The sequence below is a fragment of the Bradyrhizobium sp. WSM1743 genome, from assembly GCF_000473065.1.
Taxonomy (GTDB): domain Bacteria; phylum Pseudomonadota; class Alphaproteobacteria; order Rhizobiales; family Xanthobacteraceae; genus Bradyrhizobium.
Map to the genome: position 1 here is coordinate 59,172 of NZ_AXAZ01000001.1, position 26,000 is coordinate 85,171.

Annotated in this window: 30 protein-coding genes and 1 riboswitch; of the genes, 16 read left to right on the forward strand and 14 right to left on the reverse strand. The window is 64.7% G+C overall.

Going from position 1 to position 26,000, the window contains the following annotated elements; translation table 11 throughout:
• Positions 1-185 precede the first annotated feature (185 nt).
• Both YU9_RS0100325 and YU9_RS45255 read left to right on the forward strand, forming a co-directional pair.
• Positions 186-1,163 (forward strand): magnesium transporter CorA family protein, encoded by a 978-nt coding sequence (locus tag YU9_RS0100325; RefSeq protein ID WP_027570964.1) that lies wholly within the window; start codon positions 186-188, stop codon positions 1,161-1,163.
• Positions 1,164-1,368: 205 nt separating this feature from the next.
• Positions 1,369-1,587: a hypothetical protein gene (locus YU9_RS45255; protein ID WP_027570965.1), complete on the forward strand. Its 219-nt coding sequence runs from the start codon at positions 1,369-1,371 to the stop codon at positions 1,585-1,587.
• A gap of 189 nt (positions 1,588-1,776) precedes the next feature.
• Here the strand turns inward: YU9_RS45255 and YU9_RS0100335 are convergent, their stop codons facing one another.
• On the reverse strand, positions 1,777-2,529 hold the full coding sequence (locus YU9_RS0100335; RefSeq protein ID WP_027570966.1) for an SDR family NAD(P)-dependent oxidoreductase: 753 nt from the start codon (positions 2,527-2,529) through the stop codon (positions 1,777-1,779).
• A gap of 50 nt (positions 2,530-2,579) precedes the next feature.
• Complete coding sequence (gene pdxH / locus YU9_RS0100340; RefSeq protein WP_027570967.1) at positions 2,580-3,221, reverse strand: pyridoxamine 5'-phosphate oxidase; 642 nt, start codon at positions 3,219-3,221, stop codon at positions 2,580-2,582.
• A 113-nt stretch (positions 3,222-3,334) separates the two neighbouring features.
• Here pdxH and YU9_RS0100345 point away from each other — a divergent pair, with 113 nt between their 5' ends.
• Together YU9_RS0100345 and YU9_RS0100355 are read left to right on the forward strand one after the other, a co-directional pair.
• Entirely contained in the window at positions 3,335-3,742 is a 408-nt protein-coding gene (locus tag YU9_RS0100345) for an RT0821/Lpp0805 family surface protein (RefSeq protein ID WP_027570968.1), read from the forward strand.
• Positions 3,743-3,928: 186 nt separating this feature from the next.
• Positions 3,929-4,891 carry a DnaJ C-terminal domain-containing protein gene (locus tag YU9_RS0100355; protein ID WP_027570969.1) on the forward strand — a complete coding sequence of 321 codons (963 nt, stop codon included), beginning with the start codon at positions 3,929-3,931 and terminating at the stop codon, positions 4,889-4,891.
• A 399-nt stretch (positions 4,892-5,290) separates the two neighbouring features.
• On the opposite strand, the gene YU9_RS0100360 is transcribed toward YU9_RS0100355, so the two are convergent.
• Together YU9_RS0100360 and YU9_RS0100365 are read right to left on the reverse strand one after the other, a co-directional pair.
• On the reverse strand, positions 5,291-6,061 hold the full coding sequence (locus tag YU9_RS0100360) for an anti-sigma factor (RefSeq protein WP_027570970.1): 771 nt from the start codon (positions 6,059-6,061) through the stop codon (positions 5,291-5,293).
• A gap of 88 nt (positions 6,062-6,149) precedes the next feature.
• Positions 6,150-6,638, reverse strand: coding sequence for a sigma-70 family RNA polymerase sigma factor (locus YU9_RS0100365; protein ID WP_027570971.1), 489 nt, complete (start codon positions 6,636-6,638; stop codon positions 6,150-6,152).
• Between the two features lie 173 nt (positions 6,639-6,811).
• Here YU9_RS0100365 and fabI point away from each other — a divergent pair, with 173 nt between their 5' ends.
• The 4 genes from fabI to YU9_RS0100385 all read left to right on the forward strand — a co-directional run bounded on the left by fabI (position 6,812) and on the right by YU9_RS0100385 (position 10,795).
• On the forward strand, positions 6,812-7,627 hold the full coding sequence (gene fabI / locus YU9_RS0100370) for an enoyl-ACP reductase FabI (RefSeq protein ID WP_027570972.1): 816 nt from the start codon (positions 6,812-6,814) through the stop codon (positions 7,625-7,627).
• Positions 7,628-7,639: 12 nt separating this feature from the next.
• The gene (locus YU9_RS0100375; protein ID WP_027570973.1) at positions 7,640-8,239 is read left to right on the forward strand and encodes a histidine phosphatase family protein; all 600 of its coding nucleotides are present in this window, start codon (positions 7,640-7,642) and stop codon (positions 8,237-8,239) included.
• Between the two features lie 159 nt (positions 8,240-8,398).
• On the forward strand, positions 8,399-9,487 hold the full coding sequence (gene aroC / locus YU9_RS0100380; protein WP_027570974.1) for a chorismate synthase: 1,089 nt from the start codon (positions 8,399-8,401) through the stop codon (positions 9,485-9,487).
• A 117-nt stretch (positions 9,488-9,604) separates the two neighbouring features.
• Complete coding sequence (locus YU9_RS0100385) at positions 9,605-10,795, forward strand: adenylate/guanylate cyclase domain-containing protein (protein ID WP_027570975.1); 1,191 nt, start codon at positions 9,605-9,607, stop codon at positions 10,793-10,795.
• 44 nt (positions 10,796-10,839) lie between these two features.
• Here the strand turns inward: YU9_RS0100385 and clpS are convergent, their stop codons facing one another.
• Genes clpS through YU9_RS0100410 form a run of 5 tightly spaced genes read right to left on the reverse strand, consistent with a single transcriptional unit; the run spans position 10,840 to position 13,577 of the window.
• Complete coding sequence (gene clpS, locus YU9_RS0100390) at positions 10,840-11,145, reverse strand: ATP-dependent Clp protease adapter ClpS (protein WP_027570976.1); 306 nt, start codon at positions 11,143-11,145, stop codon at positions 10,840-10,842.
• A gap of 44 nt (positions 11,146-11,189) precedes the next feature.
• Complete coding sequence (locus YU9_RS0100395; protein WP_027570977.1) at positions 11,190-11,531, reverse strand: DUF190 domain-containing protein; 342 nt, start codon at positions 11,529-11,531, stop codon at positions 11,190-11,192.
• Between the two features lie 2 nt (positions 11,532-11,533).
• The gene (locus YU9_RS0100400; protein ID WP_371259090.1) at positions 11,534-11,959 is read right to left on the reverse strand and encodes a CrcB family protein; all 426 of its coding nucleotides are present in this window, start codon (positions 11,957-11,959) and stop codon (positions 11,534-11,536) included.
• A 6-nt stretch (positions 11,960-11,965) separates the two neighbouring features.
• Positions 11,966-12,355 carry a fluoride efflux transporter CrcB gene (gene crcB, locus YU9_RS0100405; RefSeq protein ID WP_027570979.1) on the reverse strand — a complete coding sequence of 130 codons (390 nt, stop codon included), beginning with the start codon at positions 12,353-12,355 and terminating at the stop codon, positions 11,966-11,968.
• Between the two features lie 19 nt (positions 12,356-12,374).
• Complete coding sequence (locus YU9_RS0100410) at positions 12,375-13,577, reverse strand: MFS transporter (protein WP_036016747.1); 1,203 nt, start codon at positions 13,575-13,577, stop codon at positions 12,375-12,377.
• 114 nt (positions 13,578-13,691) lie between these two features.
• Positions 13,692-13,768, reverse strand: a riboswitch (Fluoride riboswitch).
• Between the two features lie 306 nt (positions 13,769-14,074).
• Between YU9_RS0100410 and YU9_RS0100415 the strand changes: the two genes are divergently transcribed.
• The gene (locus YU9_RS0100415; protein WP_027570981.1) at positions 14,075-14,938 is read left to right on the forward strand and encodes a DUF1194 domain-containing protein; all 864 of its coding nucleotides are present in this window, start codon (positions 14,075-14,077) and stop codon (positions 14,936-14,938) included.
• Positions 14,939-15,108: 170 nt separating this feature from the next.
• Complete coding sequence (locus YU9_RS0100420; RefSeq protein ID WP_027570982.1) at positions 15,109-15,744, forward strand: hypothetical protein; 636 nt, start codon at positions 15,109-15,111, stop codon at positions 15,742-15,744.
• 3 nt (positions 15,745-15,747) lie between these two features.
• On the opposite strand, the gene YU9_RS0100425 is transcribed toward YU9_RS0100420, so the two are convergent.
• Positions 15,748-16,593 (reverse strand): nucleotidyltransferase domain-containing protein, encoded by an 846-nt coding sequence (locus tag YU9_RS0100425; RefSeq protein WP_027570983.1) that lies wholly within the window; start codon positions 16,591-16,593, stop codon positions 15,748-15,750.
• A gap of 109 nt (positions 16,594-16,702) precedes the next feature.
• Here YU9_RS0100425 and YU9_RS0100430 point away from each other — a divergent pair, with 109 nt between their 5' ends.
• Positions 16,703-17,302 carry a hypothetical protein gene (locus YU9_RS0100430; RefSeq protein ID WP_027570984.1) on the forward strand — a complete coding sequence of 200 codons (600 nt, stop codon included), beginning with the start codon at positions 16,703-16,705 and terminating at the stop codon, positions 17,300-17,302.
• Between the two features lie 16 nt (positions 17,303-17,318).
• Here YU9_RS0100430 and YU9_RS0100435 read toward each other — a convergent pair whose 3' ends face one another.
• Positions 17,319-18,149 (reverse strand): GntR family transcriptional regulator, encoded by an 831-nt coding sequence (locus YU9_RS0100435; protein WP_036016786.1) that lies wholly within the window; start codon positions 18,147-18,149, stop codon positions 17,319-17,321.
• Positions 18,150-18,316: 167 nt separating this feature from the next.
• Here YU9_RS0100435 and YU9_RS0100440 point away from each other — a divergent pair, with 167 nt between their 5' ends.
• The 5 genes from YU9_RS0100440 to YU9_RS0100460 are packed head-to-tail and all read left to right on the forward strand — an operon-like array spanning position 18,317 to position 23,250.
• Entirely contained in the window at positions 18,317-19,252 is a 936-nt protein-coding gene (locus YU9_RS0100440; protein WP_027570986.1) for a hydroxymethylglutaryl-CoA lyase, read from the forward strand.
• Positions 19,249-20,463: a CaiB/BaiF CoA-transferase family protein gene (locus YU9_RS0100445; RefSeq protein ID WP_027570987.1), complete on the forward strand. Its 1,215-nt coding sequence runs from the start codon at positions 19,249-19,251 to the stop codon at positions 20,461-20,463. The genes YU9_RS0100440 and YU9_RS0100445 overlap by 4 nt, the downstream gene beginning before the upstream one ends.
• Before the next feature lie 41 nt (positions 20,464-20,504).
• Positions 20,505-21,551, forward strand: a complete 1,047-nt coding sequence (locus YU9_RS0100450; RefSeq protein WP_027570988.1) for an ABC transporter substrate-binding protein — start codon at positions 20,505-20,507, stop codon at positions 21,549-21,551.
• The gene (locus YU9_RS0100455) at positions 21,548-22,396 is read left to right on the forward strand and encodes an ABC transporter ATP-binding protein (protein ID WP_027570989.1); all 849 of its coding nucleotides are present in this window, start codon (positions 21,548-21,550) and stop codon (positions 22,394-22,396) included. Before YU9_RS0100450 ends, YU9_RS0100455 begins: the two co-directional genes overlap by 4 nt.
• A 2-nt stretch (positions 22,397-22,398) precedes the next feature.
• Positions 22,399-23,250, forward strand: coding sequence for an ABC transporter permease (locus tag YU9_RS0100460; protein WP_027570990.1), 852 nt, complete (start codon positions 22,399-22,401; stop codon positions 23,248-23,250).
• Between the two features lie 66 nt (positions 23,251-23,316).
• On the opposite strand, the gene YU9_RS0100465 is transcribed toward YU9_RS0100460, so the two are convergent.
• Genes YU9_RS0100465 through YU9_RS0100475 form a run of 3 tightly spaced genes read right to left on the reverse strand, consistent with a single transcriptional unit; the run spans position 23,317 to position 25,873 of the window.
• The gene (locus tag YU9_RS0100465; protein WP_027570991.1) at positions 23,317-24,564 is read right to left on the reverse strand and encodes a class I SAM-dependent RNA methyltransferase; all 1,248 of its coding nucleotides are present in this window, start codon (positions 24,562-24,564) and stop codon (positions 23,317-23,319) included.
• A complete protein-coding gene (locus YU9_RS0100470) occupies positions 24,557-25,291 on the reverse strand; it encodes a TlyA family RNA methyltransferase (RefSeq protein WP_027570992.1) in 735 nt (244 codons plus the stop codon). Before YU9_RS0100470 ends, YU9_RS0100465 begins: the two co-directional genes overlap by 8 nt.
• Before the next feature lie 27 nt (positions 25,292-25,318).
• Complete coding sequence (locus YU9_RS0100475; protein WP_027570993.1) at positions 25,319-25,873, reverse strand: nucleoside 2-deoxyribosyltransferase; 555 nt, start codon at positions 25,871-25,873, stop codon at positions 25,319-25,321.
• Positions 25,874-26,000: the final 127 nt, after the last annotated feature.

Here is a 26,000-nt window from a genome sequence, read left to right on the forward strand (position 1 = left end):
TGCCGCAAATTTGGGGGTGTTGTGAAGGTTTTTTGGCCCGACGCGCCAGACTGTCGATTCCGTGCCACAGTTGAGCCCCGAGGACGCCGCAAATGCAAACGCTCCGTTAATGTTGTTGTCATCGTGAACCTGTCAGAATCGCGCTAAGGGGCTGTCATTCTGTCGCAGGATCTCTGGAGCTTTTGATGTTTTCGGTGTTTGTTCCCTCCGAGTCCGCCCTCAAGAAGGCTGTCATCGAGGATCTTGCGGCGGTGCCGGAGAATGCCGTCTGGATCGACCTCGTCAATCCGAGCGCGGCCGAGGACAAGGCGGTGGAGCGGCTTGCGGGCATCGCCATCCCGACCCGGGAAGACATGCAGGAGATCGAAATCTCCAGCCGCCTCTATATGGAGAATGGCGCGCGCTACATGACTGCGACGCTGATGTGCCACTCCGACACCGACATGCCCCGGACCACGGCGGTGACCTTCATCCTCGGCGACCACCGCCTGGTGACGGTGCGCTACGACCTGCCGAAGCCGTTTGCCCTGGTCGAGGCCAAGCTGGCTCGCTCCTGCACGCCTTCCATCACCGGCGAGATGGTGCTGATGGAACTGCTGGATGCCGTGATCGACCGCTGCGCCGACATTCTGGAGCGTTGCGGCACCGAGATCGATCAGGTCTCGCACGACATCTTCGAGCCCGAGAGCGAGCGCCACGGGCAGGCAAAGAGATATTCCCAGATCCTGATCTCGATCGGCCGCAAGGGCGATTTGACCTCGAAGGTTCGCGAGAGCCTGGTGTCGATCGGTCGCGTCGTGACGTTCCTCTCCGCGGTGGTCGAGGGCGTGAAATGGTCGAAGGACATGCGCGAGCAGCTCAAGACCATGCAGCGCGACGTCGCCTCGCTGACCGACCACGCCTCCTATCTGTCCAACAAGATCACCTTCGTGCTCGACGCCATGCTTGGCGTCGTCAATCTCGAGCAGAACAACATCATCAAGCTGTTTTCGGTCATGGCCGTTGTCCTGATGCCGCCGACGCTGATCGCCTCGGTCTACGGCATGAATTTCAAGGTAATGCCGGAACTCGAATGGGTGCACGGCTATCCGATGGCGCTGGTGATGATGCTGGTCGCCGCCATCGTTCCGTACTGGATCTTCAAGTGGAAGAAGTGGTTGTAGGTGCCATGCTCGAGCAAAGATACCTACCGAGATATTACGCCGCTCGCTGAGACACGGTGAATCGTGTCGCAGAATAGATCGGGATTGCGGCGGCGCGGTGATGTACGCGCCTTGCCGCAATTCCTCCGGTAAAATTTGAGCGGTGGGCTGAACGTTTGCGCGAAACTTGTCTGCGATAAGCAGTGCGTAGCCGCGAGGAACAGCCATGGTTGAAAAACACATAACGTCGCCCCGCAACGTCATCGATCTGGCGAACTATCGTCAGATCCTGGCGAGCGGCAAGGCGCCGTCGATGTCGGCGCGCATGTGCCGGCACTGTGGTGCTCCGCTGCTCGATGGTGAGAACGACGACGACTGCTCGACCGCATTCAGCACGGCCGCTCCGCGGCCGCGCGAGAGGTCACGTCGGATTCGACTCGATTGAGCAACGGAAGGCAAGGGCGATCCAGGCCTTGCGGCGGCGTTGTCTGGATCGCCTTGCTTCCGAAATCAAGCTACGGCGAAATCAGCTGATCAGTTCATCCGTCATTCCGGGGCGGTCCGCAGGATCGAACCCGGAAGCTCGAGATTCCGGGTTAGATGCTTCGCATCGCCCCGGAATGACGCTCACCGATCAAACGTGCTGGCCGCCGTTGATGTGGATCTCGGCGCCGTTGACGTAGGAACTGGTGTCCGTGCACAGCACGTAGATGATCTTTGCCACTTCGTCGGGCGTGCCTAGGCGGTGCATCGGGATCTGCTGCTCGACGATCTTCTCGGTGCCTGGTGACAGGATCGAGGTGTCGATCTCGCCCGGGGCGATCGCGTTGACGCGCACGCCGATGCGGCCGAAGTCGGAGGCCATCTCGCGCGTCAGCGCGGCGAGCGCCGCCTTCGAGGTGGCATAGGCGGCGCCTGCGAAAGGGTGCACGCGCGAGCCCGCGATCGAGGTGACGTTCACGACCGATCCCTTGGCTGCCTTCAATTCCTCGATCAGCCCGCGCGCCATCATGATCGGCGCGAAGAAGTTGACGTTGAAGACATGCGTCCAGGTGTCGAGGTCGGTGTCGACCGAGCCGAGCCTGGAGCCACCCGGTCCTTTGGGCGAGATCGCGGCATTGTTGACCAGCGCGTGCAGCGTGCCGCCTTCGAGCCGGTTGCGGATTTCGGAGATCGCGCGCGCGGTGTCCTCGGGATCGCCGAGATCGACCTGGATATGGTCCTCGGGTCCCGCGTCCCAGGGGCAGTCCTCCGGGAATGGATGCCGCGAGCAGGTGATGACGCGCCATCCCGCCGAGGAGAAGCGGATCACGGTGGCGTGGCCGATGCCGCGGCTGGCTCCGGTCAGAAGCAGCGTACGACGCGGTGCATTGGACGAATGCGGCATGGACATCTTTCAATTCGGCCCAAAGCTCGAGACAGGGTTCAAGCTGAGGCTCAAGGATACATCCGCGTCTTGGACCATTTCTGGCCGGCCGCGTCACGGCGAAATTCGATGCGGTCGTGCAGCCGGAACGGGCGGTCGTGCCAGAACTCGATACGCAAGGGCGTGATGCGCCAGCCGCTCCAGCCCGGCGGCCGCGGCACTTCGCCGATGACGTATTTGGCCGCGACCTTGGCGATGGCCTGTTCGAAAGCGAAGCGGCTCTCCAGCTCTTGCGACTGCTTGCTCGCCCAGGCGCCGATCTGGGCCTGCTTCGGGCGGGTGGCGAAATAGGCGTCGGCCTCCGCGTCGCTCACCGGCGTCACGTTGCCGCGGATGCGGACCTGACGGCGCAGCGACTTCCAGTGAAAAAGTAACGCTGCCTTAGGATTTGCGGCGAGCTCGCGGCCCTTCTGGCTGGCGATGTGGCTGTAGAAGACGAAACCTTCGGTGTCGAAGCCCTTCATCAGCACCATGCGCACGTCAGGCAGCCCATCAGGGTCGACGGTCGCGAGCGCCATGGCGTTCGGATCGTTCGGCTCGCTCTTGATCGCCTCGTTCAGCCAAGCCTCGAACAGCGCAAATGGCTCATCGGCAGCGGTGAAATCACCGGATGTTAAGGGTGTCTGGTGTTTCATCGAGGTCGTGTCGGTCATGTCCGGAGTCCGAGTTGCGTCCCGCGGCCCAAAACGCGTTGTTGTCCGCTACCGCCCTATATAGGGCATGGGGACGCGTTGGCCTATCGGCGATCCGGCCGTCCGGCTTCGCCATGACGATGATTCTGATCGGGCTTGGTGCCGGCGGCTGCAGCTTTTCCCGCAACGACAGCAGCGCCTATGCCAAGGCCGACGACGGCGACCTCACCGGCTCGATCGCGCGGCCGGCGAAGGATGCCCCCCCGACCGAGACCGATCTCGCCTTTACCCGCAACGCCGCCTCCGACGTCCTCAGCAAGGGCGACAAGGATTCCAGCCAGCACTGGGAGAATCCGGAGACCGGGGCGCGCGGCTCGGTGACGCCGATCGCGCAGTCCTATGCCGCCGAGGACGGACGCAAATGCCGCGACTTCCTGGCGAGCTACGTCAACGGCAGCACAGAAAGCTGGCTCCAGGGCGCCGGCTGCCAAAGCAGCCATGGCCGTTGGGAGATTCATACGCTAAAGCCGTGGCGGAGCTGAGCATGATCCGGACCCGAAGGGCCGCGTTCGCGAAAAGTGGGAACCGGTTTTCCGATAAGATCATGCTCCAAACTTAGAGCTGCGCGCGCGCTCTTAGTTGCAAAAATGCCACTCTCTTCCCACATGACCGGCAGGTGGGGCGGGGAGCCCTTTGAACAATTCGATTTCTTGAAGGAGACGTGACGAATGCGCGACCCCTATGAGGTCTTGGGGGTGCCGCGGAGCGCCAGCGCTGCCGCGATCAAAAGCGCCTATCGCAAGCTGGCGAAGAAGCACCATCCGGACAGCAACAAGGGTGACCCGAAGGCGGCCGAGCGCTTCGCCGAGCTCAACTCGGCCAACGAGATCCTCGGCGACGAGGACAAGCGCAAGCAGTTTGACCGCGGCGAGATCGATGCCGAGGGCAAGCCGCGCTTTCAGGGTTTTCCGGGCGGCGGGGGACCGCGCGGCCGTGCGGGTCCCGGCGGGTTCGAAAGCTATACGTTCCGGAGCGGCGGTGCAGGCGGCCCGGGCGGCGGTGCGTTCGAAGATATCCTCAACAGCATGTTCGGCGGCGGCATGCGCGGCGCGCGGCCCGGGGCCGGCGGCGGCGCCCAGTTCGAGTTCGACACCGGCGGCATCGGGCTCGATCTCGATGTGAATGTTGCCATGTCCGTCTCGCTGGAGGAGTCGGCCAAGGGGGGCGAGAAGCGCGTCCGGCTGCCGACGGGCAAGGAGCTCAACGTCAAGATTCCGGCTGGTGTCACCGAAGGCCAGCAGATTCGGCTCCGGGGGCAGGGCGAGAGCGCGCATGGCCATCCGCCCGGCGATCTCCTGATCACCATCAACATCGCGCCGCACCCGTTCTTCAAGGTCGAGGGCGCCGACCTCAGGATCGACCTGCCGGTCACGCTTTACGAGGCGGTGCTCGGCGGCAAGGTCCGCGTGCCCACCCTCGGCAATGCCGTGGAGCTCTCGGTCCCCAAAAACACCTCCAGCGGCCGGACCTTCCGCCTCAAGGGCAAGGGCCTGCCCAAAGCCGGTGGAACCGGGGATCTCTTCGTGACCATCAGGATTATGCTACCGGACGGGAACGACACAGAGCTTGAGGCATTGATGGAGAAATGGCAGGACCAACATCCCTACAATCCGCGTAGCGGGCTCGGCTAGCCTACGGTCCGAACCTGGAGGGCCGCGCGAGCGCAAGTGCGCAGCGGTTTTCCGAAAAGATCGTGGGCAAACAAGAGGGCGCTATCCGAGCCCACCTCGATGATCGGAGCATTCTCTTCCCGAAAGGATGATGCTCAACATACGCCTGAAGCGCGCATTGCGCTTCGACGCTGAGGTTTGAGACGTGTCGGCTGTCCGGCGGGGCAGTCGATAAAAAGGTGCGGCCTCGAGAGGGGGACCAGCGCGGTACCAAAAACCCCAATCGAGGCCGCCTGCGTCGATCGGCGGATCGAACGCCACTCATAATCGCGTGAACACCCGGTGCGATAATGAGACGCGTCGATGTCCTGATTCCAAATTTTCAATGACGGAATCTGGGCGCCGCACTTATGCGGTTGCTCAGGTGCCGTGTTTCTCCGCCTGGTCGTAGACGGCCTGCGCCACCCTGGTCAACCGGTCGCGGTCACTGCTGCCGCTGACGACGTAACCGACGCCGCGCTCGGCCCAGAACAGCGCGCCGTCCTTGTCTGTTTTGGCGTAGCGCATTTGCGTTGCACCATTCTCGGTCTTGGCGGAGTAGATCGTGTACCGCTCGCCCGAGGCGCCCTCATACATCAGGAATGACGCCGGACCGTTCGGTCCGGGCAAGAGCCGGCCGCCGACCAGCTTCAACCCGCTCGCCTCCAGGTTCGGTGCGAACACGGTCCAGCCGCAACGCCGGGTCAGCCAAGCCTGCAGATGGTCGCGCTCGTTGCCACCGACCTCGACGGGGTGGCGGACCTCGACGACATATAGGCGATGGGCGTCGAGCGCGTCCGCCGTAAAGCTCTGGAAGGTCGAGGGCGCGTTGGCGGCACCATGGGCGACCCAGCCGGCCGTGCCGCCGGCGACGAAAGCAACCAGCACGGCCGCGGCGGCGCCATAGAGCCATTGCCGCGGGCGGCGCTCCAGCCGCTCCAGCTCCAACCGTGCCGGCACCGGTTCCTGGGCAACGGCATCGTAACGGGCGTGCAGCATCTCAGCCATGGCACGCCAGGACTGCACGCGCTCGGCCTCGTCGGGATGGGCGGCAAGAAAGGCCTCGACGTCGGCGCGGCGCTCGGCCGGCAGCTCGCCGTCGATGTAGGCGTGCAGTTCGTCCTCGGTCACTGGGATCTTGCGGTCGTTCATATCGGTCGTCTCTGGCTCTGCGGCCCAAAAAATCGTTCGCGGCTCAACTTCGCTCGCGTCCTACGATACGCGATGCATCACCCTGTCCTCATTTCACCCGCCTGAGCGCCGGGCGTTCGCCCTCCAGCGAGGCTTTGACGTGGGCCCTGGCGCGCGCCAGGCGCGACATCACGGTGCCGATCGGCACGCCCTGGATGTCGGCGACCTCGCGATAGCTCATGCCTTCCAGCATCACCAGCAGCAGCACCGAACGCTGTTCCTCGACGAGCGTGGCCAGCGCCTTCTCGATGTCGCGTCCTTCGGCCTCGGTCCCGCTGGCATCCGGGTTGTTCTCCGTCAGCGGCATGAACTGCGGACGTCTTGCCAGCGAGCGCCGCCGGTTCTTGTTGAGGTTGGTCAGGATCGTATAGAGCCAGCTCCTGACGTCGCCGCCGAGAAACAGCCGCTCCGAACGCAGCGCGCGCACCAGTGTGTCCTGCACCAGATCGTCGGCCGCATCCGCATCGCGCGTGAGCGCGCGGGCATAGCGGCGCAACGCCGGGATCATGGCTTCCACACTCTGGCGAAACGCATTCATTGCGGTCTTGATGTCCCCAGCGTTCGGCGCGAGCGCCTCAACCATCATAACACCCGAGCGGAACGGCTATTCCGGCACTCGAAACAGCGTTAACGCCGCGGATTAGGGCTGTACCGCAGGGGAGGGCTGGTGTACCTCCAGACCTCAACGAGAGCTCGACGGGACGTTCAAAAATGGCGCAGAATTCAGGTCTGATGCAAGGCAAGCGCGGGGTGATCCTCGGCGTTGCCAACAACCGCTCGATCGCCTGGGGCATCGCCAAGGCATGCCACGCCGCCGGCGCCGAGCTCGCCTTCACCTATCAGGGCGATGCGCTGAAGAAGCGCGTCGAGCCGCTTGCCGCCGAGATTGGTGGTCTCGTGCTCGGCCATTGCGATGTCACCGATGCGGCGACCATCGACGCCGCCTTCGCGGTGCTGAAGGAGAAGTGGGGCAAGATCGACTTCCTGGTGCATGCGATCGCCTATGGCGAGCAGCTCGACGGCCGCTACGTCGACACCACGCAGGAGAATTTTTCGAAGTCGATGCTGATCTCCTGTTATTCGTTCACGGCCGTGGCGCAGCGCGCCGAGAAGCTGATGACGGATGGCGGCTCGCTGATCACGCTCTCCTATTACGGCGCCGAGAAGTGGATGCCGCATTACAACGTGATGGGCGTGGCCAAGGCGGCGCTGGAAGCCAGCGTGCGCTATCTCGCCGCCGATCTCGGCGAGAAGAACATCCGCGTCAACGCGATCTCGGCAGGCCCCATCAAGACGCTCGCGGCGTCCGGCATCGGTGATTTTCGCTATATCCTGAAGTGGAACGAATATAACGCGCCGATGCGGCGCAACGTCTCGACCGAGGACGTCGGCGGCAGCGCGCTGTATTTCCTCTCCGACCTCTCGCGCGGCGTCACCGGCGAGGTGCATCATGTCGATTCCGGCTACCACGTGCTGGGTATGAAGCGCCCGGACGCGCCTGACATCTCGCTGAGTGGCAAGGATTAACGTTCAGCCGACATGCCGGTGCCCACGATCTACTTCCTTCGCCATGGCGAGACCGAGTGGAACGCGCTCGGCCGGCTCCAGGGCATCAAGGATGTCCCGCTGAACGCACGCGGCCGCGGTCAGGCGGTGCACGCTGCCGGCGTTCTGGCCGATCTGTTCAAGCGCGACGGCAAGGACAGAGCGGCGCTGCCCTATGTGTCGAGCCCGCTTGGACGTGCGCGTCAGACCATGGAGCTCGTGCGCGGCAAGCTCGAGCTGCCGCCTGGCGACTATTCCCTCGACGACCGTCTGCGCGAGATCGGCTATGGTGTCTGGGAGGGGCTGACACTGGCGGAAAGCGAGTCCTCAGACCCCGATGTCTATGCAAGGCGCCTTGCCGACAAATGGACGGTGGCGCCAAGCGGCGGCGAGACCTATGCGGCCGTGCAGCTGCGTATGCTCGACTGGTACGAGTCGCTTCTGGTCGATACTGTCGCGGTCGCCCATGGCGGCACCTGCCGCGCCCTGATGGTGGCCTTGGGCCTCGAGACCGCCGCCAGCGCCGCCGAGCTTTATATCGAGCAGGGCGCCGTTTACGTGTTCCGCGACGGCCGGCTGGAGAAGTTTAGTTAGGCCCGCCCGTCGTCATTCCGGGGCGGTGCGCAGCACCGAACCCGGAATCTCGAGGTTCCGGGTCTGGTCCTTCGGACCATCCCGGAACGACGGTGCACAGGTTTGACCCCCGGTCCGCCGCGCGTTACCACAGGCCGGAACCGATCTTGGCGAGCAACGATGTCCTTCAACACTTTCGGCCACATGTTCCGCGTCACCACCTTCGGCGAGAGCCACGGGGTGGCGATCGGCTGCGTGGTCGACGGCTGCCCGCCCATGATTCCGCTCACCGAGGCAGACATCCAGAAGGACCTCGACCGCCGCCGTCCCGGCCAGTCGCGCTTCACCACCCAGCGCCAGGAGCCGGACCAGGTCAAAATCCTGTCCGGCGTAATGGCGCACCCGGAGACCGGCGTGCAGGTAACGACGGGCACCCCGATCGGCCTCCTGATCGAGAACACCGATCAGCGCTCGAAGGATTATTCCGAGATCAAGGACAAGTTTCGTCCCGGTCACGCCGACTTCACCTATGAGGCCAAATACGGGCTGCGCGACTATCGCGGTGGCGGGCGCTCCTCCGCGCGTGAGACCGCGATGCGCGTTGCCGCCGGCGCGATCGCGCGGAAAGTGCTGCCCGGCGTGAAGGTGCGGGGCGCGCTGGTGCAGATCGGCCCGCACAAGATCGACCGCGGCAAGTGGGACTGGGACGAGGTCGCCAAGAATCCGTTCTTCTGTCCCGACAAGGACAAGGCCGCGTTCTTCGAGACCTATCTCGACGGCATCCGCAAGAGCGGCTCCTCGATCGGTGCTGTGATCGAGGTCGTCGCCGAAGGCGTGCCGGCAGGTCTTGGCGCGCCGATCTACGCCAAGCTCGATTCCGATCTCGCAGGCGCAATGATGACCATCAACGCCGTCAAGGGCGTTGAGATCGGCGCCGGTTTTGGCGCCGCCGAGCTCACCGGCGAGGAGAACGCCGACGAGATGCGCACCGGCAATGACGGCACGCGCTTCCTGTCCAACCATGCCGGCGGCGTGCTGGGCGGGATCTCCACCGGACAGCCGGTGGTGGTGCGCTTCGCCGTGAAGCCGACCTCGTCGATCCTGCAGCCGCGCCTTACCGTCGATCGCAAGGGCACTGATACCGAAATCTTCACCAAGGGCCGCCACGACCCCTGTGTCGGCATCCGCGCCGTCCCCGTCGGCGAAGCCATGATGGCCTGCGTGCTGGCGGATCATTTCCTGCGCGATCGCGGGCAGGTGGGACGTTGATGTCCTTCACCTCTCCCCGATGGGGAGAGGTGAGCACACTGCGGCTAACGCGCCCTGTCGCGGTACCAGCCCACCGCGCAGCTTGACGATCCCACAACTTCGTCCGCAAATGCGGTCATGGAAAGTTCCGAGCTCCAACGCATCTGCAACTGGCTGATAGACGGCGACTGGTCGACAGTCGAGCCGGCCGAGATGATCGCCGAGTTCTGCGAACGTCTGGTCGCGGCCGGCCTGCCGCTATGGCGGTTCGGCATCTTCATCCGTACGCTCCACCCCGAGATATTCGGCCGTAACTTCATCTGGCGGCAGGGCGGAGAGGTGGAGATCGGTAGTGTCGATTTCGATATCCTCGACACGCCCGAATTCGCCCGCAGCCCGCTCCGCATCGTGTTCGAGCAGGGGCTGGAGGTCAGGGGACGGGCGAGCGATCCCGACAGCAAGCGATTTCCGTTCCTCGAGGACATGCGCGCTGAAGGCGCGACCGACTATATTGCGGTGCCGGTGCCTTTTCTCGATGGCTCCATCCACGCGACGAGCTGGATCACGCAGCATCCCGGCGGCTTCAGCGATGGTGACATCGCGGCGATCCGAAGCATCATAGCGCCGCTCGCGCGTGTTAGCGAGATCATCAGCCTGCGCCGCACCGCCGAGATGCTGCTCGACACCTATGTCGGCAACCGTGCTGGCTCGCGCATCCTCGGCGGTCAGATCCGCCGCGGTCACACTGACACCATGCAGGCCGTGATCTGGCTTTCGGATCTGCGCGGCTTCACCGCGCTATCGGACCGGCTGCCGGCCGAGACCGTGGTCGAGATCCTCAACCAGTATTTCGACTGCCAAGTCACCGCGATCCGCGGTCATGGCGGTGAGGTGCTGAAATTCATGGGAGATGGCCTGCTCGCGGTGTTTCCGATCGACGAATATGTCGGCGATGCCGCCCATGTCTGCGCGCGGGTGCTGGAGGCGGCGCGCGAGTCCCGCGCCAGCGTCGAGGCGCTCACCTTTCCGGTCGGCGACGTCGTCGAGCGCTTCCGCTTCGGCGTCGCGCTGCATGTCGGCAACATTCTCTACGGCAATATCGGCGGCGGCAACCGCCTCGACTTCACCTGCATCGGCCCCGCCGTCAACCTTGCCGCAAGGCTGGAGAAGATCACGGCTCGCTTAGGGCGGACTGTCGTCGCCTCGGAAGGTTTTGCCAATGTCTGCCGCCACGACTGGCGCGAGCTCGGCGAGTTTCCGATCGCGGGATTTTCCAAGGCGCAGCGCGTGTACGGGCTCGCGGAGGAAACGCCGGTGGTGATGGCTTGACGTTGCAATGAGCTGAATGTCGTTCATCGCCGCAAGACGAAGCGCTACTCTTCCGGCTCCGTCGTGAACAGCAGCGGATAGCCCTTGGCGCGGCCGGCGTCGGTGGCGCGCGTGGCCTTGGTCTCGGCGACATCCTTGGTGAACACGGCGACGACGCAGGCGCCAAGCTTGTGGGCGGTAATCATCACCTTGTAGGCCTGATCCTCGGTCATGCGGAACTCAGCCTTCAGCACCAAGGTGACGAACTCACGCGGCGTGTAGTCGTCGTTGATCAGGATAACCTTGTGCAGCCGCGGCCGCTCGACCTTGGTTTTCGTCCTGGTTTTCGGCTTGGTGACGGCGTCGTTCATTCCGCCTCCTGGACACGGCGGGCCTGGGTTCCCTGCCGGAGCGATCAGCCCGCGGCCTTGGCACCATATTGCAGGACCTGCACCTTCTCCAAGGTGATCAGCCCGCTCGACATCATGCCGTCCAGGATGGGCAGGAATGCGTTGATGTTGTCCTCGCTGTCGACGATCTCGATCAACAGCGGCAGGTCTTCCGACAGCCGCAGGATCTTCGAGGTGTGCAGCCGGCTCGATTTGCCGAAGCCCATCGGCCCGCGCAGCACGGTGGCGCCGGCGAGGTGCCGTTCGCGCGCGGTCATCACAATCGCCTCATAGAGCGGCTTGCCGCCATAATGGTCGCTCTCGCCGATGAAGATGCGCAGTAACACAGCCTGATCGGGGATTTGCATGCTCAGCTCCTTGTCAAGCGATTGTAGCGGCTCGCCATCATATGCCCTGCCCATACCGACACCAGCCAGCAGATCACGGACGCCGCGACATAGGCGAGCGCCGTGTACTTCATGCCGCCGTGGAGCAGGCGGAAGGTCTCCAGGCTGAAGGCCGAGAAGGTGGTATAGCCGCCGCAAAAGCCGGTCATGACGAACTGCCGGTGCTCGGGCCGCGCCAGCACGCGGCCGTCGGGGCCGGTCAGCGCCGCGTAGAAGCCGATGATCAGGGAGCCCGTCGCGTTGATGAAGAGCGTCGCGAAAGGAAAGCCGGGGCCGGTGTCGAGCGCGAGCCCGACCAGATAACGCGTCAGCCCGCCGCCGACGCTGCCGGCAGCAACCCAGGCATAGAGCACGAAGCTGCGCCAGCGCTCGGCAGAAGCGGAGCTCATCAGCCTCTAGCCTCCCAGACGATCCGCAAGGAGGAAGCCGCAGCTGACAGCGGCGAGGCACAGCCCGACCGAGCACGCGACATTGCCGAGCGCCGAGAGCGGCTCGCCGCCACGCGCGAGTGTCAGCGTTTGCAGGCTGAACGAGGAAACCGTCGTGTAGCAGCCGAGAAACCCGGTCACCGCGAACAGCCAGGGATTGGGCGAGGCGAAGACCGAGCCCGGATGCGTCGCTAGCGCGCCCAAAATGCCGATCAGGAAGGCGCCGGTGACGTTGATGGTCATGGTGCCCCACGGAAACGTTTCGCCCAGCCGCCGCGCAATCGCACCGGAGACGAAATAGCGCGCGCAGCCGCCCAGCGCGCTGCCGATCACGATCGCAATTGCTCCGCTCAGCAAGATGAACAGCCCCCCGTCATCACTTGTTCCCTACCGCCAGACCCTTGCCGACGGCGAGCAGCCCCACAAGCGAAACCAGCGCAAAGCCGAGCCCCGCAAGGAAGGTTCCTGCCGGACCATAGGCGTCCCACAAGGCGCCCGCGATCACGCTCGCGGCCAGCAAGGCAAGTCCGGTGAACAGGTTGAAATAGCCGAATGCGGTGCCGCGCAGGCTCGGCGGCGCGGCGTCGGCGACGAGGGCGGAGAGCAGCCCTTGCGTCAATCCCATATGCAGGCCCCACAGCACGACGCCGAGCGCGAGGCCAGCTAAGTTCGGCAGCAGCGCCAGCGCGAGGTCGGCGCCGGCGAGGAAAACGAGGCCGAGCGCAAGCAGGCCGGTCCGGTTGATCCGGTCCGACAGCATGCCGGCCGGATAGGCCGACAGGGCATAGACGACGTTCATCAGCACCAGCACCGCCGGCACCCACATCGCATTGAGTCCGATGTTCTGTGCGCGCAGGATCAAAAACGCCTCGCTGAAGCGCGCGAGCGTGAAGACGATTCCGACCGCCACGACACGCCAATAGACCGCTCCGAGCTGCCGCATCGCGGCGAGATTGAGCGGATTTTCGGCAGGTTTCCGGCTTGGATCTGACTCCGGCTCCTCCACCGCGAACGCGATCAAGCCAAAGGACAAGAATGCCGGCAGCACCGCCACCCAGAACACGAGGGCATAATTGTCAGCCGTCCACCACATCAGGCCGATCGCTGCGAGCGGTCCGACGAATGCGCCGATGGTGTCGAGCGATTGCCGCAGGCCAAAGCTCGCGCCGCGCAGGCCGACGGGGGCGATATCGGCGATCAGCGCATCGCGTGGCGCGCCGCGGATGCCCTTGCCGACGCGGTCGATGAAGCGCGCGGCAACCAGCCATCCGACGCTGGGCGCGAGCGGGAACAGCGGCTTGGTGAAGGCGGCAAGGCCATAGCCGAGCGCGGCGAGCAGCTTGCGGCGTCCGAGCCAGTCCGACAGCGCGCCGGAGAAGATTTTCGTGATCGAGGCGGTTGCCTCCGCAATACCCTCGATGAAGCCGACGGTGAGGGTGGAAGCGCCGAGCACGGCGACGAGATAGACCGGCAGCAGCGCGTGGATCATCTCGGAGGAAATGTCCATCAGCATCGAGACGAAGCCGAGCACCCAAATCCCTCTGGGCAGCGTGGCGCGCGCAGCATTCGGTGTCGTCATCGTCACGTCTTTGCCTTCTCCCTCTCCGGGCCTCCGCCAGCAGGCAACAAAAAACCCGCCATCGGCGGGTACGTCCATGCTCCCGCCCAAGGCAGAGGCCTAAAGATTACCTCTCCTCAAGCAGGAGTCATCAGCCCACGAGGTCATCGACCGCCGGGCGGTTGTCGGGGGACTCCATCCCCATCTGTGCGGTCAGCCTAGCATGGAAATCGCGCCGGACAAGTGGGCGGGGGAGTGTCCCATCATCACCTGTCATTCCGGGCCGATGCGCAGCATCGAACCCGGAATCTCGAGATTCCGGGTTCGGCTCTTCGAGCCGCCCCGGAATGATGGAGCCTGTGATTGCGCGTGTTCCGGTGACGCAAGCGCGGCAACATGGCGGCAGCTTTGCGTGACGCGCGCCAATTCCTTAACTCGAATGTGAAGCGCAAGCGATCTTCGGCCTTTGCGGCAGGGCGATTGCATGTCACCATCGCGTCATACGACGGGAGACTGCGATGCGTTTGCTGTTCTCGATCGGGGCTGTGCTGGTGGCCGGCATGTTTGCCGGAGGGGACGTCGCGGGCATCGCGGCACCAGGACCCAAATTCGAATCGTCCAACAATCAACCGCAGCGGCTTGCGGCCGACAAGGACGCGCAGGCGGTCGACGTCGAGCTGATCCTCGCGGTCGACGTGTCCTACTCCATGGACATGGACGAGCTCGCGATCCAGCGCGAGGGCTATGCGCAGGCAATCCAGTCGAAGGAGTTCCTGCAGGCGCTGAAGCTCGGCCCGAACGGCCGCATCGCGGTGACCTATTTCGAGTGGGCTGCCTCCAGTGACCAAAAGGTCATTATTCCCTGGCGGCTGGTCGACGGACCGGAGACGGCGGATGCGGTTGCCGCCGAAATCATGAAGACGCCGATCCGGCGCGCTTCGCGCACCTCGATCTCCGGCGCGATCATGTTCGCGATGCCGCTGTTCGACGAGGATCCCTATCGGGGCTTGCGCCGTGTCATCGACATTTCCGGCGACGGTCCCAACAACAATGGCGGTCCGGTCACTGTGGCGCGCGATGCCGCGCTCGAGAAGGGCATCGTCATCAACGGCCTGCCGATCATGGTCAAGGAGCCGTCCTATTCGACCATGGATATCGACAATCTCGATTTCTACTACGAGGACTGCGTCGTCGGAGGTCCCGGCTCCTTCGTCATCACGATCAAGGACCGCGACAAGTTCAAGGAAGCGATCCGCACCAAGCTGCTCATGGAAGTCGCCGGCCGCACGCCGGAGCGTCCCGTGATGCGCGTTGCCGACAAGGAGCCCCGTGTCAACTGCCTGATTGGCGAGAAGATCTGGTCCGATCGCTGGGGACGCTAAAGCCGGCTGAGACCTTTTGCCCATCCCAATAGGCAGTTGAATTTAACTGCTCGTTAACCGGTGCATGGCCCTAATCCGGTCGTTTCAGTTCGTTCCCGATCGTTGTTTCGACTTTGCTGTCGGACGCGCGAATGAGAGCGGGTTCATCGCACCCGTCCACTGAGCAATCCATGGCCATCGTCACGTCGAGCACCAGCCAGATTTCTCCCACCAACGAGCGGGTCTTTCACCAGAGCAGGCTGCTCGGTGAATGGAAGGGCAATTGGGTGGGCAACAACCAAGCCGTCAGCTTCAAGGTGGTGAACATCCGCGGCGCCCGGGCGCAGGTCGAGTATACCCATAACGGGCACACCGAGCGCGGCTTCGGCGAGGTCAACGGGTCGCTTATTACCTTCGGCGGGGTCACGGTCGGTACCAAGGACGGCAAGAGCATGGTGCTGCTGTTCTCAGTGGGCGGCTCAGGCAAGCAGACCGCGAATCTGGAGAAGCAGGAACCGCCGGCTTCCGACAGCCGCCTTATGGGAAGCTGGGGCGGCTATTCCAGCGACAACGGCAAGAGCGCGAGCTTCAAGGTGCTCTCGGTCAACGGCAAGGAAGCGCAGGTCAGCGTCACCACCGACGGCATCACCCGCCAGGGCACCGGCATCGTCTACAAGAACGTCATCATGTTCGGCCAGGCGCAGATCGCGACCGACGACGGACAGAACGGCAAGGTCATCTATCAGGTCGGCACGAAATCCTTCATGGTGCCGGTGACGAAATATCCGCCGGCGGATTCGTCGTCTTCTGTCGACAAGACGGCATAGCGTTCACGGCGGTGGCCCGCCGGGTTGCGTCAGCGTCTTCAATTGTTGGTCGACTTGCCGTAGCATTGCGCAGGCCTGTGCGAAGCCGCCATCAGCGACGAGCTGCCAGATCTGGTCGGACTGCTCCACCAGGTGTGGGATCCCCAGCGGCAAGCCGGCGGCCTCCTGCAGAGCCCCCTTCTCGTTGATCAGATAGCGCTCGTTCAGTGCGAACAGCACCTGCGCGACGCAGGCGAGCGACCTGTAGACGCATCCAGCGATGTGGCTCCGCTCGTTACGTCCGGCTGCGAGCTCGGCATTCTCGACGCTGAACAGGATTTCCCACTGGAAGCGCCGGATCAACGCCGCACGCAGCGGCGGCGGATAAGGCAGCGCGATTGACTTGAGCCGAGCGATCACGCTGTTCGGATCGTGCAGAGGCCGACAATACGCGATCTCGCCCATCCAGATCGCCGAGCAGAGGCCGTGCGGATGGCCGGGCTGGTAGTCCATGGTGACCACGCCGGCGCGGCAGAATTCCATGACGGCCTCGACCGCGTCGGCGTTACGGTAGAGCAGGTCGACCTTGCGGCCCTCCACCGCAAGCCAGGCGCCGCCGACGATCCACTGGCCCCATTCTCCGACCGGCGTCACGTTCGTGGCGGCGGGATCGTCAGCGACGTCCTTCGCGGCGGCCAGCAGTCGTTCGGTATCCAGCGGAATCGCCGTCTTGAAATAGAGGCCGATATCGTAGTCCGACGCAGCATGCGCGCTGCCCCGCGCGCGTGAGCCGCCGAGCACGACAGCCTGAACGCCCGGCACGTCGGCTAGAGCGGATGTCAGGCGGGTGAGCAACGGATCGTGCGGCATCAGGTGCAGTTCCCCGAAAGGCTTCCGGCCGCGAGGCCGGCGCGGTCACTCCGCTGGCATTGATGATGGTCGAGGAGTATAATTTGCAAAATTCTTGACGGTCATCGGAATGTTCAACCTCGCACGTTCATGTCTCCTTGCGGCTCTCGCAGTGCTCTGTCTCGGCGGAGAGCTGGTTCATGCGCAAGTCGCGCCGCTGAGATATTGGATCCCCGGCGGGCCTTTCGGGCTCGGTGGAGGCGCCGGTCAGAGCTCTGACATCTACGGCAACTTCCCGAGCTTCAACGCCGGCGATGCGGCTTGGCGTACCAGCTATGCGAACGGTTTCTTCGTCGGCAGCGAGCGCGGCAATTTAGGATGGAGCGGTTTCAATCAGGCCGGTTCGGCCGGAAATTTCAGTGCTCTCTCCTTTGACAGCACGCAGTTCGGCTACAACACCAAGACGGCTGGCGGCATGCCCGTCACGTTCTTCGCCGGTTTCGAGACGCTGAAATTCGGCAACGGCATCGGCAGCTCGCTGGCGCCGCTCACCTCCAGCGCTTCGCCCGGCTATGGCGGATTTGCGGGTGTCGAATTCAAGCCGACTTCCAACCTCAGCCTGTCGTTCGGCGTCGGCTACACCCAGCAGCAATCGGGCCGCATAGACAGTGACATCAACTCATCGATGCTGCCCGGCGAGTCTCCGGCGCTGAGCGGCCTTCGGCGTTAAGCGATCGCCACAGGCATCACGACACGCCTGCGACTAGCGGGCGTTGCAGGTGCCGGGCCATCAGGTCGGCTGCTTCGGCGTAGCGCCGCGTTTCCAGAACGTCGAGCAGGCGCAGATGCTCGCGCACATGCCGCCGCATGCCGTCACGGTCGGCGAAGCTGCGATAGGCGAACAGGCGCCTGATCGAGTTCACGCGCCTGAGCGCTTCGAGGAAGAAGGGGTTGCCCGCTCCGCGGATGATCTCTTCATGGAATTCACAGCCGGAGTGAAAGATCTCGCCGATCGTCATCTTCTCGAGTTCGCCGTCGAAGACGCGCTGTTGGCGTTCGCGCAGGCGTACGATCACCTCCTGCGGCAGCGCAAAGCCGGGCTGCAAGATCGCCGCCGGCTCGATCACCGCGCGAAACGCCTTGGCCTGCGCTTGCGCTTCGGGACTCGAGACCGTCTCCGCGAAGCGCCAGCCATAGCCGGGCAGACGTGCGATCCAGCCCTCGGCGGCGATCCGGTCCAGCAGCCGCTGTAGCTCGGCCCGGCTGAGGCCGTAGCGGCGCATCAGCTCCGCCTCCGTGACGTCGGCCGGAAGCCGGCTCGCGAGCACGTCGCCTGCGATGGTCGCATAAACCTGCTCGTTGCGTCTGATGGCCGCGAGCGCCGGTTGGGCGGCGCCGCTGGTGGGATTCTTGGCCAGCACGAAGCCGCGATGCGGTTCGCCGCGCGCCAGCCCCGCCGCTTCCAGGGCCTTCAGGCCGAGCCGGATCGGCGCGCGCGAAAGATCCAGCGCATCCGCAAGCCTTTGTTCGATCAGGCGGTCGCCGGCCTTCATGCCCTCGCGGCGGGCGAGCGCCATGATCAGGCCGGCGAGATGTTCGGCGCGCTCGGAACCGTTCTGAGCGCTGCGCTGTCGGGAACTGTCGGATGCGATCACTGCAGTGCACGCAAGTTTTAGGGCTTGACAGATTGTCCCATGGATTGTTCTTTTATGCAACAATATACAATCGACCAGGGAGAGCCCCGATGGCGCGTGCGCCCGATGTCCACATTTGCGAGGTCGCCCCCCGCGATGGTCTCCAGAACCTGGACATCTTCGTTCCGACCGAAGCCAAATGCGCGCTGATCGACACGATCGCCGCTGCGGGCGTACGCGAGATCGATGCCGGCTCGTTCGTCCCGCCGAAGGTCGTGCCGCAATTCGCCGACGTCGACACGGTGATGGCGCATGCGCTCACGCACAAATCGGCCACCATCGGCGCGCTGGTGCCGAACCCCAAGGGCGCCGAGCGCGCCATCGCCGCCGGCGTCGACGCCGTCTATTTCGTCATCTCGGCCAGCGAGACGCACAACCGCGCCAACGTGCGCCGCTCGGTCGACGAGCAGGTGGAGGGGTTTCGCGCGGTCCGCGCCGCGATCGACGCCCGGCCGGCGGACCAGCGGCCGCTATTGATGGGCGCGATCGCCACCTCCTTCGGTTGCTCGCTGGAAGGTGAGGTGAGCGAAGCGGCCGTGTGCCGTGTGGCACGCGGTTTTGCTGAAGCCCACGCCGATGAGATCGGGCTTGCCGACACCGTCGGTTATGCGACGCCCAAATCGATCCGGCAGATCGTCACGGCGGTGCAGCGCGAGGTCGGGTCGCAAATGACGCTGCGGCTGCATCTGCACGATACGCTGGGTGCCGGCCTCGCCAATGCCGTCGCCGGACTCGAAGCCGGCATCCGCCGTTTCGACGCCGCCGTGTCCGGCCTCGGCGGGTGTCCGTTTGCTCCCGGTGCGCGCGGCAACATCGTCACCGAGGATCTGGTGTTCATGCTGGAGCGTATGGGGCTCTCAACCGGCATCGACCTCGACCGCCTGATGCAGACGCGCGAGATTCTCGCCCGCCATATCCCGGCAAAACATCTGACCGGGCATCTGCACGAGGCCGGTGTCCCCAAGGTCCTGCGGAGCGCGGCATGATCATGGCTGCGCGCGAGGCGGCATCGGAGCTTCGTCCGCTGGCCGGCATTCGGGTGATCGAGTTCAGCCAGATGGTGATGGGGCCGAGCTGCGGCCTGATCCTCGCCGATCTCGGCGCCGACGTGATCAAGATCGAGCCGCCCAAGGGCGACCGCACCCGCACCTTCAAGGGGCCCGCCGCCGGGTTCTTTGCGACCTACAGCCGTAACAAGCGCAGCATCGCGCTGGATACGTCGACCGCGGCAGGCCAGGACGTGGCACGCCGGCTGATCGAGAACAGCGACGTCCTGATCGAGAATTTTCGGCCGGGCCTGTTGAAGCGGATCGGCCTCGACTACGAGAGCGTCGCGGCCTTCGCTCCTCGCCTGATTTATTGCTCGCTCAAGGGCTATTTGCCTGGGCCTTACGAGAACCGCCTCGCGCTCGACGAAGTCGTACAGATGATGGGTGGCCTCGCCTACATGACCGGCTTGCCCGACCGGCCCATGCGCGCCGGCGCCTCGGTCAACGATGTCATGGGCGGAATGTTCGGCGTGATCGCGATCCAGGCCGCCCTGGCCGAGCGGCAGCGCACCGGCCGCGGCCGCTACATCCAGAGCGCGCTGTACGAGAACAACGTGTTCCTGATGGCGCAGGCCATGATGTGCGAGGTGGTCAGCGGCCAGCCCTCGATCCCGTATTCGATCAAGGACAGCCCGTGGCCGGTCTACGATCTCTTCGACACCAGGGACGGCTCAAAACTGTTCGTCACCATCGTCGGTGAAGAGCAATGGGAGGCGTTCTGCCGCGCCTTCGATCGCGAAGCCTGGCTCTCTGATCCGCGCTTTGCGACGAGCAACGACCGCGTCGATCATCGCAGCTGGCTGATCCCCGAAATCGCGAAGATCTTCAAGCAATGGGACAAGGCCGATCTGGCAGCGCGGCTTGAGCAGCTCGATCTGCCTTATGCGCCGGTGAACAAGCCCGGCGATCTCTTCGACGATCCGCATCTCAACCGCTCGGGTGGCCTGACCGATATCAGGCTTCCTGACGGCCGCGCGGCCAAGACGCCGCTCTTGCCGATTTCCATGGACGGAAGGCGCCTGCCCAACCGCTACGATCCACCTGAGATCGGTGAGCACAGCGGTGAGATCCTGAGCGAGATCGGCATGTCGCCGAATGAGATCGAAGCGCTGCGACAAGCAGGGACGATCAAGGTCGCGCCGTCCTGACCGGTCGGCGCAATCGAACAAAACCAGGGGAGGAGGAGCACATGAAGATGACCAGGCGCCAGGCGCTGATCGCGGGCTCCGCATGGGCCGGTGCATCGCTGCTGCCGGGACGATTGCACGCACAGGCCAAGCAGGTTTCGCTCGCGTTCGGGCCGGTCTCACCGGTCTACGCCATCGGCATGATCGCGGAGCTGAAGGGGTACTTCAGAGACGAAGGGCTCGATTCCAAGCTCGTCACCGGCAATGCCGGCACATTCGGCCGCCAGACATTGGCGGCGGGGCAGGCGCTGTTCGCGCATGGCGACGCCAGCCATCCGCTCCAGCTCGGTGCGCGCGGCAAGCCCTGCAAGATCCTGCTCGCGACCGAGATGGTGTGCTCCTATGCCAACATCATGGTCCGGCAGGACCTCTACGACAGCGGCATCAATTCGGTCGAGAAGCTCGCAGACTACAAGCGCGCGGACGGCGCCAAGCCGATCGTCGCCGCGACCGCCATCGGGTCGGGCACCTGGGTGTTCGGCACCTATGTGTTCGAAGCGCGTGGCCTCGGCAACAAGGTGAACTGGGTCGCGGGCGGCGGGACCAACACCATGTTCCCTTCGCTCCAGACCAAGCAGTTCGATGCCATCATGGCGCCGCCGAGCTGGATCGTCGAGGTCGAGAAGAAGGGTTTTGGCCGGACGATCTACGATACGTCGAAGCCCGGCGTGTTCGACAAGGATTTCGGCGGGACGCTGCCCGTGCTCGTGATCTACACGCTCCAGGACACGGTCGAGCAGGACAAGGCGATGGTGCAGGCCTATGTCAACGCGATCTACCGTGCGATGGCTTTCGTGAAGGCGACGCCGCTTGCGGAGGTGCAGGCGCTGGTCACGCCGAAATATTTCTCAGGCATCGATCCCGATGCGGTCAGCGCCGAGCTCGGCTTCGACAAGTCGACCTGGGCCTATGACGGGATCATCGACAAGCCCGCGTTCGAACGCGGCGCCAAGCCCTGGTATCGCAAGGGGACCGACATTCCCGAGACCAGGTACGAGGATGTCGTCGACATGAGCTTCCTCCAGACGGCCAGGGCGAAATACAAATGATCGCCGCGCCAGGCCAGGGCCTCGCGCTCGCGCGCGATAAGGATCGAACAGCGGCGGCGCGCACGCGCATCGCCGTGCAGGGTCTTGCCAAGCGCTTCAACGCGTCCGGCCGCGAGTTCGTGGCAGTGGATGACGTTTCCTTCGAGGTCAAGCAGGGCGAGTTCGTCGCGCTGCTCGGTCCATCCGGCTGCGGCAAGAGCACCATCCTCAACATGGTCGCGGGGCTGTTGCCGCGTTCGGGCGGACGCATCCTGATCGACGAGAACACGGTCGAGACCGGCAAGGTCAACCCCAGGGTCGGTTATGTCTTCCAGCGCGATACGCTGTTCCCCTGGCGAACCGTGGAGCAGAACATCGGCTATGGGCTCGAGATCGCGGGACTGCCGAAGACCGAGCGGGCGGGGCGGGTTGCTTCGGCCGTCGAGAAGGCTGGCCTCTCGGGCTTTGCGCAGAGCTTTCCGCGCATGCTGTCCGGCGGCATGCGTCAGCGTGTCGCCCTGATGCGCACGCTGATCCTAGAGCCCGAGATCCTGCTGATGGACGAGCCGTTCGGTGCGCTCGACACCCACACCAAGCTCGAGATGCACAAGACGCTGCTGGAGATCTGGGAACGCGAGCGGCAGACCGTGCTGTTCGTGACGCACGATCTCGGCGAAGCCTTGACGCTGGCGAGCCGCATCATCCTGCTCTCGGCGCGGCCCGGGCGTCTCAAGGAAGATTTCGACGTCGCCATCCCGCGTCCGCGCGATCCCGTGGCCGTGCGCGAGACCGCCGAGTTCGGCCGGCTCTATTCCCACATCTGGCATTCCCTCGGCGAAGAATTCCGCCGCACCAAGGCCGAGTGATCATGACCAAGAGCCGCACCGTCATTCTGTTCTGGCAACTGGCCATTCTCGCAGCCGTTCTCGTCGTCTGGCAGTGGGGCTTCGAGTGGAGCAGGGCGCTGCTGCCGAAGGCCTACGTGCCGAAGATCCTCGATCCCTATTTCGTCGCCAAGCCATCGCTGATCTGGCAGAGCTTCCTGCGGCTTGGTTGCTTCTCCGACGCGGCCGGCTTTACCGCCTGCATCACGGGCAGCGACAACAATCTGTGGCTTGCGACGCTCGTCACCCTGAAGAACACCTGGTGGGGCTTTCTGTTCGGCTCAGCGAGCGGCATCGCGACCGGCCTGGTCCTCGGCCGCTCGGACTTCCTTGCCCGCGTGTTCGGACCCTATATCGTGGCGCTCAACTCGATACCGCGCATCGCACTGGTGCCGCTCGTCATCCTGATCTTCGGCCTCGGCGATCTCTCCAAGATCGCGACGGCGTGGCTCGTCGTGTTCTTCGTGGTGTTCTTCAACACCTTCGAGGGAACGCGTGCGGTCGACCGCGATCAGGTCGCCGCCGCCCGCCTGCTCGGCGCCAGCGAATTCACGGTGCTGCGCACGGTCGTGATCCCGTCCGCGCTCGCCTGGGTGTTTGCCTCGCTGCTGCCAGCCGTGTCCTTTGCACTGATCGGCGTCATCGTCGGCGAGTTCATCGGTGCCGAACGTGGGCTCGGCAAGCTCATCATCGAAGCGGAGGCGCGCGCCAATGCCAGCGAGATGATGGTCGCCATCTTCGTCATGATGTTCGTCGGCATCCTGCTGGCGATCGCGGTGCGCTCGCTGCAGTCCTACCTCTTGCGATGGCAGCCGCAATTCGAGCCGTCGGCGTAGAGCATGATCCGGAAAAGTGTGCAGCGCTTTTCCGAAAGGATCATGCTCGAACAGTAGAGTCTGGCGTCACCGGCTGAACCGTGCCACCAGCTCCACATGCGGCGTGTGGCGGAACTGATCGACCGGCACCACCGCCTCCAGCCGATAGCCGCCGTCGATCAGCAGCCGCGCGTCGCGGGCAAAGGTTGCGGCGTTGCAGGACACCGCGACCACGACGGGCACCTTGCTCGCGGCGAGCTTCAGTGCCTGTGCCTGGGCGCCCTGGCGCGGCGGGTCGAACACCACGGCATCGAAGTCGCGCAGCTCCTGCGGCACCAGGGGGCGGCGGAACAGATCGCGCGGCGCGGCTTTGATCGGCTTCAGGCCCGGCGTGCGCGCGGCCTTCGCGAGGGCCGCGATGGCGCCGGCGTCACTGTCATAGGCGGTGAGGCGGGCCTTCTCGGCGAGCCGCAGCGCGAATGGTCCGACGCCGCAGAAGAGGTCGAGAACCTCCTTGGCCTTGCCGATGCGCTCAGTGACGAGCGCCGCAAGCGTCTCCTCGCCTGCCACCGTCGCCTGCAGGAACGAGCCTGGCGGCAGCGTCACCTCCGCGCGGCCCATCTTCACCGTCGGTGGCAGCCGTTGCAGCACAAGCTCGCCGTGCCGCGTCAGCCGTGCCAGGCGATGCTGCTCGGCGACGCGCGACAGCGCCGTGACCAGCGGCGTCGGCAGCGCGCCGGAGCCGCGCACGTCGACGTCGAGACCGTTGGCGGTCGCGGTGACCTGGATATCCAGCGGCTTCGTCACCGGCATCTTGGTGGTTAGCGGCTCGGCCAGCGCCCAGGCGGCATCAAGTGCGCCGTCGAGTGCGGGGTCGAGGATGGGGCAGCGATGAATCGGAATGACGTCATGCGAGCTCGTCGCGGAGAAGCCGACCTTGAGGATGTCGTGCGTGCCGAACCGGCCGTGCAGCGTGATGCGCCGGCGCCCGGCCCCGTGGGCATCGACCAGCGGCGCCACCTCGCAATTGATGCCGGCCTGCGCCAGCGTTTCCACCACGATATTGCGTTTCCAGGCGCGATACGGCTCAGCCGCCCAATGCTGGATGGCGCAGCCGCCACAGACGCCGAAATGCGGACAAAACGGCTCGACGCGTTCGGGACTTGCGACCTCCACTGCGAGCATCTTGCGGCGGTCGGGATGGTGGCCCACGACGTGATCGACCTCGACGGTCTCGCCTCGAAGCGTGTAGGGCACATAGATTGCTTCGCCGGCGTCGAGGCAAACGCCGTCACCGCGATGGCCGACATGATCGATGGTCAGCCGCTCAACCACGGCGCGCGCCCAGGAAGAATTCGATATTGCCGTCGCCGCCCGGGATCGGCGAGGGGAACACCTCGATGTCGGTGCAGCCGAGCGAAGCGGCAAAAGCCGCGATGTCGTCGCAGATCTCCTGGTGCACGGCGGCGTTGCGGATGATGCCCTTCTTGTTGTGCTTCCGGTCCGCCTCGAACTGCGGCTTGATCAGCGCCAGCAGGCTCATCGGCGCGGCCGCCAGCGACAGCGCCACCGGCAGCACCGCCTTCAGCGAGATGAAGCTGACGTCGATGACGACGACGTCGGGCCGCGCCGGCAGGCGCTTGCCCTCATAACTGCGGATGTCGGTCTCCTCCATCGACACGATCTTCGGATGATCGCGCAGCGAGGGATGCAGCTGGCTGCTGCCGACGTCGATTGCGAACACCAGGCTGGCACCGTTCGCCAGCAGCACCTCGGTGAAGCCGCCGGTGGAGGCCCCAACGTCGAGGCAGACATGGTCCTCGATATCAATCGGGTAGCGCTCCAGCGCCCCGGCGAGCTTGACGCCGCCGCGGGAGACGTAGGGGTGCGCGGGCTCGGCCTGGATCACCGCGTCCTCAGCGATCGTCTCCGACGGTTTCGAGACCTGCTTGTCGTCGGCCGTGACGAGCCCGGCTTCGATGGCCGCGCGTGCCCGCGCCCGGCTCTCGAACAGGCCGCGCTCGACCAAGAGAACATCCGCGCGCTTGCGGGCAGGGGACATCGGATCTCCGAAGGACGACTGAAAGGCTTATGTGGCGATCAATCGCGCAGCCGCCATCCGGACGCAAGTCTCGAACGCGGCGAGATCGTGCCAGACGTCGATCGGCATCGCGGCCGGCGTCACCAGCGGGCAGCCATGCAGCTCCAGCGCATGGATCATCATGAGGTTGTCGACGAGACCGAAATCCTCGACGGTCAGCCCCTGGGCGTCGACCAGCCGCCCGTCCTCCGACGTGACGTCCATGAAGCGCGTGACGCGGTCCGCATAGACGGCGCCGTCGTTGGAATAGGCGAGGCAGAACTTGCCGCGGCCGGCCATATAGCCGAGCTCGTAGACGGTGCCGGGGTCGGCGCCGGCCCCGCGGAACGGAGTGAGATTGGCGATGACGGCGTCGGCCGCGTCCATGATCGCTTCGTTGCCGCAAAAGATCTGCCGCGATGCATCGAGCGCGGTGAGATCGATCGCGTTATCGAGGGGGTAGAGCCCGGTAAGCCCGTGTGCTGCGCAGATCGCGACCTTCTGCCGGCCGATCTCGACCGCATCCGGCAGGAACACGTCGGGGCCTGCCAGATAGATTTTCATGGAGTGACCGCTTGGGAGAAATCAGGCGAGCTGCGATCCGCGGCGAAGACTGCGCTCCCTCCCCCGCTTGCGGGGGAGGGCTGGGAGAGGGTTGCTTCTGCAAGCGAGCACCTCCAAGAGGCGAAAG

Coding starts and splice junctions, on each gene's coding strand:
- YU9_RS0100325 (WP_027570964.1), top strand. CDS start 186: ATGTTTTCGGTGTTTGTTCCCTCCGAGTCCGCCCTCAAGAAGGCTGTC.
- YU9_RS45255 (WP_027570965.1), top strand. CDS start 1,369: ATGGTTGAAAAACACATAACGTCGCCCCGCAACGTCATCGATCTGGCG.
- YU9_RS0100335 (WP_027570966.1), bottom strand. CDS start 2,529: ATGCCGCATTCGTCCAATGCACCGCGTCGTACGCTGCTTCTGACCGGA.
- pdxH (WP_027570967.1), bottom strand. CDS start 3,221: ATGACCGACACGACCTCGATGAAACACCAGACACCCTTAACATCCGGT.
- YU9_RS0100345 (WP_027570968.1), top strand. CDS start 3,335: ATGACGATGATTCTGATCGGGCTTGGTGCCGGCGGCTGCAGCTTTTCC.
- YU9_RS0100355 (WP_027570969.1), top strand. CDS start 3,929: ATGCGCGACCCCTATGAGGTCTTGGGGGTGCCGCGGAGCGCCAGCGCT.
- YU9_RS0100360 (WP_027570970.1), bottom strand. CDS start 6,061: ATGAACGACCGCAAGATCCCAGTGACCGAGGACGAACTGCACGCCTAC.
- YU9_RS0100365 (WP_027570971.1), bottom strand. CDS start 6,638: ATGAATGCGTTTCGCCAGAGTGTGGAAGCCATGATCCCGGCGTTGCGC.
- fabI (WP_027570972.1), top strand. CDS start 6,812: ATGGCGCAGAATTCAGGTCTGATGCAAGGCAAGCGCGGGGTGATCCTC.
- YU9_RS0100375 (WP_027570973.1), top strand. CDS start 7,640: ATGCCGGTGCCCACGATCTACTTCCTTCGCCATGGCGAGACCGAGTGG.
- aroC (WP_027570974.1), top strand. CDS start 8,399: ATGTCCTTCAACACTTTCGGCCACATGTTCCGCGTCACCACCTTCGGC.
- YU9_RS0100385 (WP_027570975.1), top strand. CDS start 9,605: ATGGAAAGTTCCGAGCTCCAACGCATCTGCAACTGGCTGATAGACGGC.
- clpS (WP_027570976.1), bottom strand. CDS start 11,145: ATGAACGACGCCGTCACCAAGCCGAAAACCAGGACGAAAACCAAGGTC.
- YU9_RS0100395 (WP_027570977.1), bottom strand. CDS start 11,531: ATGCAAATCCCCGATCAGGCTGTGTTACTGCGCATCTTCATCGGCGAG.
- YU9_RS0100400 (WP_371259090.1), bottom strand. CDS start 11,959: ATGAGCTCCGCTTCTGCCGAGCGCTGGCGCAGCTTCGTGCTCTATGCC.
- YU9_RS0100410 (WP_036016747.1), bottom strand. CDS start 13,577: ATGACGACACCGAATGCTGCGCGCGCCACGCTGCCCAGAGGGATTTGG.
- YU9_RS0100415 (WP_027570981.1), top strand. CDS start 14,075: ATGCGTTTGCTGTTCTCGATCGGGGCTGTGCTGGTGGCCGGCATGTTT.
- YU9_RS0100420 (WP_027570982.1), top strand. CDS start 15,109: ATGGCCATCGTCACGTCGAGCACCAGCCAGATTTCTCCCACCAACGAG.
- YU9_RS0100425 (WP_027570983.1), bottom strand. CDS start 16,593: ATGCCGCACGATCCGTTGCTCACCCGCCTGACATCCGCTCTAGCCGAC.
- YU9_RS0100430 (WP_027570984.1), top strand. CDS start 16,703: ATGTTCAACCTCGCACGTTCATGTCTCCTTGCGGCTCTCGCAGTGCTC.
- YU9_RS0100435 (WP_036016786.1), bottom strand. CDS start 18,149: ATGGCGCTCGCCCGCCGCGAGGGCATGAAGGCCGGCGACCGCCTGATC.
- YU9_RS0100440 (WP_027570986.1), top strand. CDS start 18,317: ATGGCGCGTGCGCCCGATGTCCACATTTGCGAGGTCGCCCCCCGCGAT.
- YU9_RS0100445 (WP_027570987.1), top strand. CDS start 19,249: ATGATCATGGCTGCGCGCGAGGCGGCATCGGAGCTTCGTCCGCTGGCC.
- YU9_RS0100450 (WP_027570988.1), top strand. CDS start 20,505: ATGAAGATGACCAGGCGCCAGGCGCTGATCGCGGGCTCCGCATGGGCC.
- YU9_RS0100455 (WP_027570989.1), top strand. CDS start 21,548: ATGATCGCCGCGCCAGGCCAGGGCCTCGCGCTCGCGCGCGATAAGGAT.
- YU9_RS0100460 (WP_027570990.1), top strand. CDS start 22,399: ATGACCAAGAGCCGCACCGTCATTCTGTTCTGGCAACTGGCCATTCTC.
- YU9_RS0100470 (WP_027570992.1), bottom strand. CDS start 25,291: ATGTCCCCTGCCCGCAAGCGCGCGGATGTTCTCTTGGTCGAGCGCGGC.
- YU9_RS0100475 (WP_027570993.1), bottom strand. CDS start 25,873: ATGAAAATCTATCTGGCAGGCCCCGACGTGTTCCTGCCGGATGCGGTC.